General features: G+C 73.3%; 11 protein-coding genes. 5 read left to right on the forward strand and 6 right to left on the reverse strand.

The genetic code is table 11. The annotated features are described in order from the left end of the window. The first annotated feature begins 42 nt into the window (after positions 1-42). The 5 genes from V6U90_RS11765 (at position 43) to V6U90_RS11785 (ending at position 7,124) form a co-directional block, all read left to right on the forward strand. Positions 43-885 (forward strand): SAM hydrolase/SAM-dependent halogenase family protein, encoded by an 843-nt coding sequence (locus tag V6U90_RS11765; protein ID WP_334434468.1) that lies wholly within the window; start codon positions 43-45, stop codon positions 883-885. 38 nt (positions 886-923) lie between these two features. Continuing rightward, entirely contained in the window at positions 924-1,181 is a 258-nt protein-coding gene (locus V6U90_RS11770) for a CPCC family cysteine-rich protein (protein ID WP_334434469.1), read from the forward strand. 14 nt (positions 1,182-1,195) lie between these two features. Next, complete coding sequence (locus V6U90_RS11775) at positions 1,196-2,023, forward strand: DNA-formamidopyrimidine glycosylase family protein (protein ID WP_334434470.1); 828 nt, start codon at positions 1,196-1,198, stop codon at positions 2,021-2,023. A gap of 128 nt (positions 2,024-2,151) precedes the next feature. Continuing rightward, positions 2,152-5,745: a hypothetical protein gene (locus tag V6U90_RS11780; RefSeq protein ID WP_334434472.1), complete on the forward strand. Its 3,594-nt coding sequence runs from the start codon at positions 2,152-2,154 to the stop codon at positions 5,743-5,745. A 245-nt stretch (positions 5,746-5,990) separates the two neighbouring features. Further along, positions 5,991-7,124 (forward strand): peptidoglycan recognition protein family protein, encoded by a 1,134-nt coding sequence (locus V6U90_RS11785; protein WP_334434474.1) that lies wholly within the window; start codon positions 5,991-5,993, stop codon positions 7,122-7,124. 76 nt (positions 7,125-7,200) lie between these two features. Here the strand turns inward: V6U90_RS11785 and pspM are convergent, their stop codons facing one another. From pspM to rimO, 6 genes are all read right to left on the reverse strand, one after another. After that, the gene (pspM, locus tag V6U90_RS11790; RefSeq protein ID WP_334434476.1) at positions 7,201-8,001 is read right to left on the reverse strand and encodes a phage shock envelope stress response protein PspM; all 801 of its coding nucleotides are present in this window, start codon (positions 7,999-8,001) and stop codon (positions 7,201-7,203) included. A gap of 31 nt (positions 8,002-8,032) precedes the next feature. Continuing rightward, a complete protein-coding gene (locus V6U90_RS11795) occupies positions 8,033-8,893 on the reverse strand; it encodes a PspA/IM30 family protein (RefSeq protein WP_334434478.1) in 861 nt (286 codons plus the stop codon). 422 nt (positions 8,894-9,315) lie between these two features. Beyond that, positions 9,316-9,804, reverse strand: a complete 489-nt coding sequence (locus tag V6U90_RS11800) for a helix-turn-helix domain-containing protein (RefSeq protein ID WP_334434480.1) — start codon at positions 9,802-9,804, stop codon at positions 9,316-9,318. A 160-nt stretch (positions 9,805-9,964) separates the two neighbouring features. After that, positions 9,965-10,492 (reverse strand): CinA family protein, encoded by a 528-nt coding sequence (locus tag V6U90_RS11805; protein ID WP_334434481.1) that lies wholly within the window; start codon positions 10,490-10,492, stop codon positions 9,965-9,967. Between the two features lie 44 nt (positions 10,493-10,536). Further along, entirely contained in the window at positions 10,537-11,130 is a 594-nt protein-coding gene (gene pgsA / locus V6U90_RS11810; protein ID WP_334434483.1) for a CDP-diacylglycerol--glycerol-3-phosphate 3-phosphatidyltransferase, read from the reverse strand. Between the two features lie 5 nt (positions 11,131-11,135). Then, on the reverse strand, positions 11,136-12,629 hold the full coding sequence (gene rimO, locus V6U90_RS11815) for a 30S ribosomal protein S12 methylthiotransferase RimO (RefSeq protein ID WP_334434485.1): 1,494 nt from the start codon (positions 12,627-12,629) through the stop codon (positions 11,136-11,138). Between the last annotated feature and the right edge of the window lie 64 nt (positions 12,630-12,693).

The following is a 12,693-nucleotide window of genomic DNA, read 5'->3' on the forward strand; positions in this document are numbered from 1 at the left end:
CCCCCGCCGCCCGCCAACCCCGCCCCGGCTAGCCTGCGACCCATGACCGGTTACGACTGGATCAGCTTCACCACCGACTACGGCCTCTCCGACGGGTACGTGGCCGCCTGCCACGGAGTGATCGTCCGGCTGACGCCGACCGCACGGGTCATCGACATCACCCACCTGGTACCGCCCGGTGACGTATCGCGGGGGGCCGAGGTGCTGGCCCAGACGGTCGGCCACCTGCCACCAGCCGTCCATGCGGCGGTGGTCGACCCCGGGGTGGGTACCGACCGGCGGGGCGTCGCGCTCCGCACGCCCGGTGGCCTGCTGGTCGGGCCGGACAACGGGCTGCTGCTCCCGGCGGCGGACGCCCTCGGTGGGGTGACCGACGCGGTCGACCTGACCAACCCGGACTGGCTGGCGCCGCAGGTGTCCCGGACGTTCCACGGTCGGGACGTGTTCGCCCCGGTAGCCGCGCGGCTGGCGTCGGGTGCGCCGCTGGCGCAGGCCGGGACGGCGCTCGACCCGGCCGCCCTGGTACGCCTGCCCGAACCGTTGGTCCGGATCGCCGACGACTGGGTCGAGGCGCCGGTGGCGACCGTCGACCACTTCGGCAACGTTCAGCTCGCGCTCGCCGGCTCGACCCTCGACCGGTTCGGCGGCACGATCCGGGTGGCGCGGGCCGGCGGGTCACCAGCGGGGGATCGCACCGCCCGACGGGGCGGCACCTTCGGCGACGTACCCCCAGGCGAGCTGGTGGCACACGTGGACTCGGCGGGCCGGGTGGCGCTCGCGGTCAACGGTGGCCGGGCCGCCGACCTGTTGGCCGTCATGGTGGGTGACCGGTTGCGGCTGTACCGGTCGACCGTGGGAGACCACCCGGACGACACGATGGACTGAGGGTAGCCTGCCCGTGTCGCGCGGTAGGTATCTGTGAAATGCTCTCCGACGTGGGCGCGCACTCGATGGACACCGCTGCCTGTCCCTGCTGTGGCTTCCGTACCGGCTGCGGCACCTGCCCGGTCTGCTTCTGGACCGACGACGGCCAGAGCGACGCCGACGCCGACGTGGTACGCGGCGGCCCCAACGGCGACCTGAGCCTCTCCCACGCCCGGCTCAACTTCGCCATCTACGGGGCGAGCCATCCCCGCTACCAGGATCTGGTCCGACCGGCCCGGCCGGACGAGCAGCCCTGAGCCAGGATGGGACCGTGCCCGAAGGCGACACCGTCTGGAACACCGCCCGCGTCCTGCACCGCGCGCTGGCCGGCGCCCGCCTGACCGGCTCGGACTTCCGGGTACCGCAACTGGCCACCACCGACCTGACCGGCGCCACCGTGGTCGGGTCGGTGAGCCGGGGCAAGCACCTGTTGCTGCGCCTGACCGGCCCGGACGGCGCTGCTCCGCGTACCCTGCACTCGCATCTGCGAATGGAGGGTGCCTGGCGCGCCTACGCCCCGGATGAGCGGTGGGCGGCCCGACCGGCCCACCTGATCTGGGTGGTGCTGCGCACGGCCGACGCGGTGGCCGTCGGCTACCACCTGCACGAGCTGGCACTGGTCCCCACCGCCGAGGAGGATGCCCTGGTCGGCGGGCTGGGGCCGGACCTGCTCGGCCCGGACTGGGACGTCGACGAGGCGGTCCGCCGGATCCGCCGCGATCCGGACCGGAGCATCGCCGAGGCGCTGCTGGACCAGACCAACCTGGCCGGAGTCGGCAACCTCTACAAGTGCGAGCTGCTCTTCCTGCGGGGAGTGTCGCCGTGGACCCCGGTGGGTGCGGTACCCGACCTGCCCGGCCTGGTCAGCCTGGGTCAGCGACTGCTCGCGGCGAACCGGGGCCGGTGGACCCAGAGCACCACCGGCTCGCTGCACCGGGGGCAGACCAGCTACGTCTACGGGCGGCGGGCGCAGCCCTGCCGGCGGTGCGGTACGGCGATCCGCAAGGCCGAGCAGGGTGAACGGATCACCTACTGGTGCCCGACCTGCCAACCTGATCCGCCAGGCGGGACCGGTGAGCAAAATAGGACGATTGGGTAGTTCCTAACCTCTATCCGGGCATCGCATGCTGCTATCAGGCGCTCACCCGTGGTCAGCGAGCGCTGTCGGGTCGACCTCCGGTGGCGACGACGCCCGGCCGGTCGTGCCCCCGCATCCCGGGGAGTGCCATGGCAATCTTGCGCAAGCTGCTGAACATCCGAATGGCCCGGACGGCCCGCGCCGACCTCGTACCGGCGGCCCGGACCGGTGACGGGCAGCCGGAACAGCCCGGACCGGACCGGCCGGGCCGGGCCACCGCCCTGGACCCGTCCGCCGTGCCGGGCTACTTCGGGCCGGTGCCGTACGTCGCGTACAGCCCCCGGCCACGGCTGGACGGCCATGGCCGGGTCGTCCCCGGCACCGGCATCCGGAAGTTCGTCGACACGCTGCCCCTGCCCACCCGGGACGTCCGCGACGGACCCGGCAACCGGCTGCCGGTCGCGGTCCCGGACACCACCAGCTACCCCGGGTGCGACTACTACGAGATCGGGCTGTGCGAGTACCGCCAGCGGCTGCACCGGGACCTGCCGGCCACCCGGCTGCGCGGGTACCGGCAGCTCAACATGGGTACCGACACCGACGGGCACAACACCGTCCGCCCGCCGGAACGGCCGTACCACTGTGGTCCGGTGATCGTGGCGCACCGGGGCCGGCCGGTCCGGATCAGGTTCGTCAACCAGCTCCCCGTCGGGCGGGCCGGGGAGCTGTTCCTCCCGGTCGACGAGACCCTTCCCGGTGCCGGGCCGGGTCCGTTGCCCGCGCCGGCCCGGTACCCGCAGAACCGGGCGGTGCTGCACCTGGCCGGCTCCGCCACCGGCTGGATCAGCGCCGGGCTGCCGACCCAGTGGTTGACCCCGGCCGGGGAGGTCACCCCGTACCCGGTCGGGCCGGGGTACGCGACCGTGCCGGACATGCCGACGCCCGGCCCGGGTGCGGTGACGCTCTACCACCCGAACGAGCAGAGCGCCCGGCTGATGTGGTTCCACGACAACACTCTCGGCCTGGCCCGGCTCACCGTCCACTCCGGCCAGTTGGGGCTGTACCTGCTGGATGATCCGGCCGAGCGGCGGCTGGTCGCCGACGGGGTGCTGCCGGCGACCCAGATTCCGCTGGTCATCGAGGACAAGACGTTCGTACCGGACGACTCCCAGCTCGCCGTCGAGGATCCGGTCTGGGACCGGGACCGGTGGGGCAGCACAGGATCGATCTGGTATCCGCACGTGTACCTGCCGAACCAGAACCCGTACCGGTCGGACGGCCGCAACCCGGTGGGCCGCTGGGACTACGGCCCGTGGTGCGCGCCGGAGCCGGGCGGCAGCCACCAACCGGGCGGGCCGGAGCACCTGCCGGTACCCAACCCGCACCACGACCCGGTGGCCGGCTCGGACGAGCCGCCGTTGGCGCCGGGCACCCCGCACCCGTCGGCCGCGCCGATGGTGTTCGGCGACACTCCCCTGGTCAACGGGGTCGCGTACCCGTACCTGACGGTCCGGCCCACCGCGTACCGGTTCCGGATCCTGAACGCCTGCGCCGACCGGTACCTGAACCTCCAGCTCTACCGGGCTGCCTCGGACGGTCCGATGTGGCAGCCGGACGGCGCCCTGGGCGACGCCGGTGCCGGGGAGGTGCCGATGGTCGGGGCGGTGCCGGCAGCCGGACGGCCGGCCGGGTGGCCGACCGACGGCCGGGCCGGTGGGGTGCCGGACCCGGCGGCCCGGGGACCGGCGATGATCCAGATCGGCTCGGAGGGGGGTCTGCTCCCCGCGCCGGTCACCCTGGTCAGCCAGCCCGTCGACTTCGGGTACGACCGGCGCGAGGCGACCGTGCTCAACGCGACGCGGTTCACGCTGCTGCTCGCCCCGGGCGAGCGTGCCGACGTGGTCATCGACTTCTCGTCGGTGCCGCCGGGAACGAACCTGATCCTCTACAACGACGCGCCGGCCCCGCTGCCCGGTTTCGATCCCCGGTACGACCACTACACCGGTGGACCGGATCTCACCGGCACCGGCGGCGCCCCACCCACCATGGCGGGGTACGGCCCGAACACCCGGACCCTGCTCCAGTTCCGGGTGGCGGGTACCCCGACCGCCCCGTTCGACCTGGAGACCCTCGCCGAGCGGCTGCCGGCGGCGTACGCGGCCGGCCAGCTCCCGCCGATCGTGCCGCAGCCGGCGTACGACCGGGCGTTCGGCACGGTCACGCCGGTCGACACGTATGTCCCGGCGCACGCCACCGCCGTCACCTTCACCCCGGCCGGGGCAGCCACCCCGGTGACCCTGCCGCTGGCCGGCAAGGCGGTGCTGACCGGTTTCGAGGCCGGACACGGGCGGGTCGCCGGCCGGCTCGGCGTGGCACTGCCGGGCGCCGGCCGGTACGCCCCGGTGTTGCCGTTGGGGGCGCACGATCCGGCCACCGAGGTGCTGCACCCTACCGGGCCGGGGGTGCCGGTCGGCAGCGCGGACGACGGTACCCAGTTGTGGCGGATCAGCCCGTACGGCCGGCAGACCGAGGTGCTGCACTTCCCGTTCGACGTGCAGGTGGTCAACCGGGTGGGCCGGGACGGCCTGATCCGCCCACCGGACGGCAACGAGTTGGGCTGGAAGCAGGCGGTCCGGGTCGATCCGCAGCAGGACGTGGTGGTCGCCCTGCGCCCGGCGCCACCGCTCCTGCCGTTCCGGCTCGGCGACAGCGTACGGCTGCCCGACCCGACCCGGCCGCCGGACGCGGCGGTCCCGCCGGGGGCCGGGAACCGGCTGGCGAACCTCGGTTGGGAGTACCGCTGGCAGGTCGGGCCCACCGGACACCGGGGTGGTGACGCCAGCCGTCCACTGGTGCTGCGGGTCACCCCGCCGGCGCCGACCGGACTCACCGGTACCCCGGCTCCCGGCTCCCCCACCGCCCTGCCGGCGATCATGCTGACCTGGACCGGCAGCCGGAGCGGGGACCGTCCGGCGGCGACCGGGTTGCTCCTGCAACGGGCCACCGACGCCGGGTTCAGCGCCGATCTGACCACCGTCCGGCTGGCCCCGGGTACGGCCCGGTACCCGGACCCGACGGTCGTCCCCGGGGTGGCGTACCACTACCGGGTCCGGGCGGAGACCAGGGCCGGCTACTCGGCCTGGTCGAACAGCGTGTGCGCGGTCGCCGAGTTGTCCCCGCCGAGCGGGTTGACCTCGGTGGTGCCGCCGGTGGCACCGCTGCGGGTGGCCCTGCACTGGACGAACCGCTCGTTCGCCACCGGAGTGGAGGTGCAGCGGGCCACCAATCCGACCTTCACCAGCGGGCCGGGTACGACCACGCTCGGCGTCACCGACCGGTACCCGGACGGCACGGTCGCTCCGGACACCACCTACTACTACCGGGTCCGTACCACGTATCTGGGCGCGGCGTCGCCCTGGTCCAACGTGTCGGCAGTGGTCACCCCGGCCGTTCCGCAGGTACCGACCGGCCTCACCGCGACCGGGCACGGTCCGGTGCCGGACAGCGCCACGGTCCACCTGGGCTGGTCCGCCGACCTGCCGGGCGCGGGAGGTGGTTTCGTGGTGCAGCGTGCCGCCGATGGGCGGTTCAGCCGGGGCGTGGTGACGTTCACCGTGACCGGGCGGGGTTTCCACAACACCGGTCTGGCCCGGGGGTGCACCTACCACTACCGGATCCGCGCCTTCAACGTCGTCGGCACCTCCGCCTTCAGTAGTCCGGTCGCCGTGACCACCCCGGCCTGACCACCCCCGCCCTGACACCCCACGCCCGTCGATCATGGACTTGTGGTGGGGAATAGACACCGGTACGCGGCTTTTGTCACCCACCACAACTCCATGATCGACAACACGGGTGGCGGGCGGACCTCTAGCGCGTACGCCCGGCTTGGCAATATTCTCCGATGCACGCGCAGGCAGTGGCGCTTCTTTACATCCCCGTGGAGCTTCCACACACCCCCGGGCCGGTCTGCGGCCACAGAGGAGAGTCCATGATCTTCGATCACCCCGAACTGGACCGCCGGACGCTGCTGCGGGCCGGTCTCGGCGCCGCTGCGATCGCGGTGGTCGGCACCGAACTCGCACGCCCGGCCGCCGCGTACGCCGCGTCCACCCCGGACCTCGACTGGATCATCAGCTGCGACGAGTGGGGCGCCCGCCCGCCAGCGGCGCCGTTGGCGACCAGCGCCATCCCGACCAACAAGATCATCCTGCACCACATGGCCTTCCCGAACACCCCGGACCTCTCCGAGGCACAGGCAATCAACCTGGCCAGGACCTGCCAGAACCTGCACATGGACGGTAACGGCTGGTCGGACACCGGGCAGCACTTCACCGTCAGCCGGGGCGGGTACGTGCTGGAGGGACGACGCGGCAGTCTGGCGACCCTCACCGAGGGCGAACGCCAGATGGTCTCCGCGCACTGCCCCGGCGAGAACGGCCGGGCCATCGGCATCGAGAACGAGGGCACCTACGTCACCGAGACGCCGCCGCAGACACTGCTCGACTCCCTGGTCCGGCTCAGCACCACCATCTGCCAGCAGTACGGGCTGCACGCACACGACATCTTCGGCCACTGGGACTTCCGGGCCACGCTCTGCCCCGGCGCGGCGTTCTACCGACTGTTCCCCGCGCTGCGGCGCCAGGTCTTCGCCGCGCTCGGCACCGACCTCGCCGACGTGCCGGCCCGCCGCTGGCCGGACATCTGGCGGTTCGTGGGTGGGCCGGTGGTGCGGGTCGCCCAGTACCTGCTCGCCTTCCGGGGTTACCCGGTGACGGTCACCGGCGCCTTCGACGCGGCCACCGTCGCCGCCGTGCAGGACTGGCAGGCCCGCAACGGCATCCCGGTGGACATCGACGCCACCCTCACCGCGCCCACCTGGGAGACCCTTGCCCCGGAACTGGACAGGGAGGCGACCGGCCTGCCGGTCAGCGCGGTGCAGTACATCCTCAACGTCAAGGGGTACGCCGACGTGGCCATCACCGGCGTCTACGACCACCCGACGAAGAAGGCTCTGCAGGACCTCCAGGAACTGCACGGGCTCGACACCAACGGCAAGGTCGGCACGAGTACCTGGTGCGCGCTGGTCGGCGGGGTGGTCCGGCAGTCGTTCCAGCCGGCCTGACCGGCCCGGCCGTCTTACCCCGTGGCGAGCCGGCCTGACCCGGCCGGCCGTCTCGCGACGGGGTGGCGGACGGGCGCTAACGGGGGCCGTACGCGGTGGCCGAGGTCCGGGTCGGGTCACCGACCGCGCGGAACTCGGCCAGCGCGGCGGCCACCCCGTGCAGCAGGTCGGTGGCCTCGGTCAACCTGGCGGCAGCCGGGTGCGCGCCGGCCGGCCGGCTCTCCTCAGCCAGGTAACCGGCGGCAGCGACCACCAGCGCCTCGTACGCGGCGACCCCGTTCTCCAACTGCGCGACCAGCTCGCGGTGCGCCCCGGCCAACTCCGTCCGGCCGTCGGCCGGGGCCAGCCGCAGCGCCCGTTCCACACTGGCCACCCGGTAGGCCAGGTCACGCAGCGAGTGGTCGGCCTCCGCCGCCTCCTGCACCACCGGCTCGGCCGGACCGCTGAGCCGGGATGCCATCCCGGCCAGGGTGAGCGCGGCCCGGTCCAGCCGGGCCCACGGGCCGGCCGCCGACGAGCCGCGCAACGCCAGCCGGGCCCGCTGCCGGCGTACCTCGGCGAGCAGCCCGGGACCGGCGGGGAGCCGTTCCACGGTGGCGAGGATCCGGGCCCGGGAGCGGGCCGCCGCCTCGGCCGGGGTCAGCTCCGGCGGCGCCGGCCGGGCGGCGAGGGCCCGCAGGTCCAGCCAGCGCCACAGCGCCAGTACCACGGAACCACCGGCCGCACCGGCCCAGGCCGCATCGGGCAGCCCGAGACCGGCGTACGGGGTGAGGATCGCGGTGGCGCCACCGAGACCGCCAGCGGCCACGCTCCACCGCCGGGCCGACCGGCGCAGCCGGCCCAGCCGCCGGAAGTAACGGGCCCGTTCGTCCGCCATGCTCCTCACCCCTCCACTGCTCTACCGCCGGTCAGCCGGCGGCGTTGGGATCGCCGGTCGACCGGTTCTGGGACAGGCTGGCCCGGATCTCGTCCAGCCGGGCGGCGGCGGCCGGGTCGGCGGACACGGCCCGCTCCACCGCCGGGCGCTCCGGCGTCCCGGCCAGCTTCTCGCCGGCCATGCTCGACCGGATCTGCTCCAGCCGGGACGAACCCGCCGAGTCGAGGCTGGCCTTCTGGATCTCCAACATCCGGCCCTCGACCGAGTTGCCGGCCAGCTCGGCCCGGCCCATCGCGGTCGCGTACCGCCGCTCGATCTTCTCCCGCACCTCGTCGAGCGAGGGGGTGTTCGCCGGGGCGGCCAGGGCCGACATCGACTCCAGCGAGGCGGCCACCTTCTCCTGCATCTTGGCCTGCTCAAGCTGGCTGAGCAGCTTGGTCCGCTCGGCGAGCTTCTGCTGGAGGATCATCGAGTTGTTCTCCACTGCCTTCCGGGCCTGGGCTGCGGCACCCAGCGCCTGGTCGTGCAGGGTCTTGAGGTCCTCGGCGGCCTGCTCGGCCGAGACGAGCTGGGTGGCCAGGGTCTGGGCGGACTGCTCGTAGCCCACCGCCTTGTCCTCGTCGCCCTCGGCGCGGGACCGGTCGGCCAGCACGAGGGCCTGCCGCGCCATCGCCTGGAGCCGCTCGACCTCGGACATCTGGCGGGAGAGCTTCATCTCCAGCTGACGCTGGTTGCCGATGACCGCCGCCGCCTGCTGGACCAGTGCCTGGTGCTGCCGCTGGGCCTCCTCGATGGCCTGCTGGATCTGTACCTTGGGATCCGCGTGCTCATCCAACCGGGCGCCGAAGAGCGCCATCAGGTAACGCCAGCCCTTGATGAGAGGGTTCGCCATCTTCGCGGTATCTCCCTAGTTGCGTGCTCCGCCGTGACCGTGCCGGCGGACCCGCAGGGCCGGCCGCACGACCATGTCTCCATCGTCCCAGCCGGGCGCCACCCACGGCGCCACCCGCAACCGGGGCCGGCGCCACCGCGTCACCCGTGGATCAACCCTACGCGCCGACCGGTGCCCGGGCCACGGAGCCGCCCGACAGCGGCGAACGGCCGGGCCGCTGCGGTGGGGCCGGCCGGCCCGGGCAGGTTCGGGTCACCTGCCGAAGACCGACCGGAAGCGGATCTCACCCACCCGTCGGACCCGCCCGACGACCGTCCGGAGATCAGCACCGGGCCGGCGGCCAGGCCATCCGGCGGCTGTCCAGATTCCGGGACCGGACCACCGGTGGTCGCCCGGTTCGGGACCGGACCCACAGGGTCGGATCAGGCCGCGCAGACCACGTCGCGGTGCTTGTCGGCGGGACGCACCCGGCGGGTCGTGCGGAGCGTCGCCTTGAGTGGAGAATCCTGCCGGACCGCGACAGAGACCTTTCCGTCGATTGCCACCTGCCGTACCCCACTGGCACCGACCGGACGGACCGTCCGGTCGCCCCGGGCCGCGGTGACCCGGGTGGCCGGCTCGGTACGGCCCGACTCGGTCGACTGCTCGGGCACCGGCACCAGCACCCCGGGCAGTTGCTCGGCCAGGGCGACCGTGTCGCTCACCTCGCGCAGCAACTCGGAGAGTCGGGCCCCGAGCGCGTCACAGATCGCGGCCAGCAGCTCGCTGGACGCCTCCTTCTGACCTCGCTCGATCTCCGAGAGGTAGCCGAGACTGACGTTCGCGGCGGAGGAGACCTCCCGCAGGGTCCGGTGCTGACCCTGCCGGCGCGCCCGCAGTGCGTCACCGATCAATCGGCGTAGCAGGATCATCGCACCTCCCCTGACGGGACTCTGCCCGGCACGGGTCACCGACGTCGGGAGGCGATCCGCCTCCGGCGCCGGGACCTCGCCGGTGCCTTCCCGCAACCGTACCCGCTGGCGGCCCCGGTGACATCCCACCGGATACGGGAAACAGTAGTCCGTCCGCCACTCACCGCTGTCCCACCCCGGCCCGGGGTGCCTCATGGATGCGGTCGGCCAGCATCCGCAGCGCCTCGGTCACCGTCGCCGAGCGGATGAACTCCCGCCCTCCGTCGAGGTCCAGTTCCCGAACCGTGGTACCGGTCGGTCCGGCAGCCGCGATGAAAACCAGGCCCACCGGCTTGCCACCCTGCGGTTCCGGACCGGCCACCCCGGTGGTTGCCAGGCACCAGTCGGCACCGCAGCGGTCCCGTCCCCCCTCGGCGAGCGCCGCCGCCACCTCCGGGTCGACCGGGCCCCGCTCGGCGAGCAGCTCCGCCGGTACCCCGGCCAGCCCGGACTTCAACTCGGTGGCGTACACCACCAGGCCGCCGCGGAACACGCTGCTCACCCCGGCCACCTCGACGATCGCGGCAGCGAGCAGGCCACCGGTGAGCGACTCGACCGCCGCGAGGGTCTCCCGCCGCTCGGCGAGGCTGTGCACCACCGCCGCAGCCGGACTGCCCACCGGGTGCGCCCCGTTCGCGTCGTGCTCCATGCCCACCCTCCCATTGCCTCCCGCTGCTTCCCGTTGCCGACGGGCTAGCCGACGCCCCGGCGGAGGCGTACCGCCTGCACCACGTAGTCCAGGCCGGTCGCCAGCGTGACCAGGAGCGCCGCCGCCATGATCCAGGGACCGACCGCGACCAGGCCGGCCGGGACCGGCCAGAGGTACCAGACGATCGCGAGGATCTGCAGCGCCGTTTTGGCCTTACCCCCACGGCTGGCCGGGATCACTCCGTACCGGATGACCCAGAACCGGATCAGCGTCACCCCCCACTCCCGGACCAGGATCAGGCCGGTCACCCACCAGGGCAGCTGGCCGTACCAGGAGAGCAGCACCAGGGCGGCGCCGGTCAGCGCCTTGTCGGCGATCGGGTCGGCCACCTTGCCGAACGAGGTGACCAGCGCGAACCGCCGGGCGATCCAGCCGTCCACCAGATCGGTGACCGAGGCGAACGCAAAGGTCAGACAGGCGATGATCCGCCAACCCGAATGGACCATCTCGGAGGCCACGACGAGCGCCACGAAGACCGGTACCAGCGCCAAACGCAGGGCGGTCAGCGCGTTGGCGGCATTGAGCACCGGCACCGGGGCGACCACGGCAGCCGGCGTCGAGTCGGTTGCCTCGGCCACCGGCGTCACCTCGTTCCGCTGGGCGCCGCAGAGATCATCTCGTCCGGTACGGCAATCAGGTCGACGCCTTCGGTACCGGTGACCGTGGCGCGGACCAGGTCACCGGGGCGCAGTGCCGACAGGTCCACTCCACCGGTCGGTGGCGCAACCAGCGTGGTCGACCCGTCCACCTCGGGTGCCTGGTGGGCGGCCCGGCCCTCGACCGTCCCGTCGTCGACCGAGTCGACCAGCACCTCCACGGTCGTACCGAGCCGCTCCTCGGCCCGCTGCGAGCAGAGCTCGTCGGCGAGCGCGCTGAGCCGGTCGTACCGGCGCTTGATCGTGGCGGCGGAGACCTTGCCGGGCAGGTCGGCGGCCTCGGTGCCGTCCTCGTCGCTGTAGTCGAACATGCCGATCGCGTCCAGCCGGGCGGCGGTCAGGAAGCGGACCAGCTCGTCGACGTCGGCCCGGGTCTCGCCGGGGAACCCGACGATGAAGTTGCTCCGGGCCCCGGCCTCGGGCGCCAACTCCCGGGCGGCGGTGAGTAGTTCCAGGAACCGGGTGGTCGAGCCGAACCGGCGCATCCGGCGCAGCACCGGCTCGCTGGAGTGCTGGAACGACAGGTCGAAGTAGGGCGCGACCCCGGGCGTGGTGGCGATCGCCTCGATCAGGCCGGGCCGGGTCTCGGCGGGCTGGAGGTAGCTGGCCCGGACCCGGACGATGCCGTCGACCGCCGCGAGCTGCGGCAGCAGCTTCTCCAGCAGACGCGGGTCGCCCAGGTCCTTGCCGTAGGAGGTGGAATTCTCGCTGACCAGGACCAGCTCGCGGACGCCGCTCCTGGCCAGCCACTCGGCCTCGGCGAGCAGCTCGTCCGGCGTGCGGGAGACGAAGGCGCCCCGGAATGCCGGGATGGCGCAGAACGCGCAGCGCCGGTCGCAGCCACTGGCCAGCTTCAGCGAGGCCACCGGACCGGAATCCAGCCGGCGGCGCAGCACCCGGCGCAGGTGGGCCGGGGTGTGCTCGTCGGTGGTGGGCTGCTGCGGGGTGCCGTGCCCGGGCAGCACGACTGCGCTGTCCCGCCGGGAGACCGGGGTCAGCGGGAGCAGCTCCCGCCGGTCCCGGGGAGTGTGCGCGTCGATCCGCTCACCGGCGAGTACCGCGTCGAGCCGGGCACCGATCTGCGGGTAGTCGTCGAAGCCGAGCACCGCCTGCGCCTCGGGGAGGCTGTCGGCCAGTTCCCGGCCGTACCGCTCGGCCATGCAACCGGCCGCGACGACCTTGGCGCCGGTGTCGGCGGCGGCCAGCAGGGTCTGGATGGAGTCCTGCTTGGCCTTTTCGACGAAGCCGCAGGTGTTGACGAGGACCACGTCGGCGCCCTCGCCGTCGGTGGTCACCTGCCAGCCGTCGGCGTGCAGCCGGGCAGCCAGCTCCTCCGAGTCGACCTCGTTACGGGCACAACCGAGGGTGAGCAGCGCGACCCGACGGCCGTCCGCAGCGGAAGGGGAGGTGGCAGACACCATCCGAGGGTACCGGGCCGGTCCGACAGGGCCGGAGACGGCGTACGTACCCGGGCCGGCGTGCACC

The organism is Micromonospora sp. CPCC 206060 (assembly GCF_036906895.1).
In the GTDB taxonomy this organism is placed as follows: Bacteria; Actinomycetota; Actinomycetes; order Mycobacteriales; family Micromonosporaceae; genus Micromonospora.

What these genes read in the sequence shown, in the direction of transcription:
- V6U90_RS11765 (WP_334434468.1), top strand. Translation starts at nt 43, where the DNA reads ATGACCGGTTACGACTGGATCAGCTTCACCACCGACTACGGCCTCTCC.
- V6U90_RS11780 (WP_334434472.1), top strand. Translation starts at nt 2,152, where the DNA reads ATGGCAATCTTGCGCAAGCTGCTGAACATCCGAATGGCCCGGACGGCC.
- V6U90_RS11800 (WP_334434480.1), bottom strand. Translation starts at nt 9,804, where the DNA reads ATGATCCTGCTACGCCGATTGATCGGTGACGCACTGCGGGCGCGCCGG.
- V6U90_RS11795 (WP_334434478.1), bottom strand. Translation starts at nt 8,893, where the DNA reads ATGGCGAACCCTCTCATCAAGGGCTGGCGTTACCTGATGGCGCTCTTC.
- pspM (WP_334434476.1), bottom strand. Translation starts at nt 8,001, where the DNA reads ATGGCGGACGAACGGGCCCGTTACTTCCGGCGGCTGGGCCGGCTGCGC.
- V6U90_RS11805 (WP_334434481.1), bottom strand. Translation starts at nt 10,492, where the DNA reads ATGGAGCACGACGCGAACGGGGCGCACCCGGTGGGCAGTCCGGCTGCG.
- V6U90_RS11785 (WP_334434474.1), top strand. Translation starts at nt 5,991, where the DNA reads ATGATCTTCGATCACCCCGAACTGGACCGCCGGACGCTGCTGCGGGCC.
- V6U90_RS11770 (WP_334434469.1), top strand. Translation starts at nt 924, where the DNA reads ATGCTCTCCGACGTGGGCGCGCACTCGATGGACACCGCTGCCTGTCCC.
- rimO (WP_334434485.1), bottom strand. Translation starts at nt 12,629, where the DNA reads ATGGTGTCTGCCACCTCCCCTTCCGCTGCGGACGGCCGTCGGGTCGCG.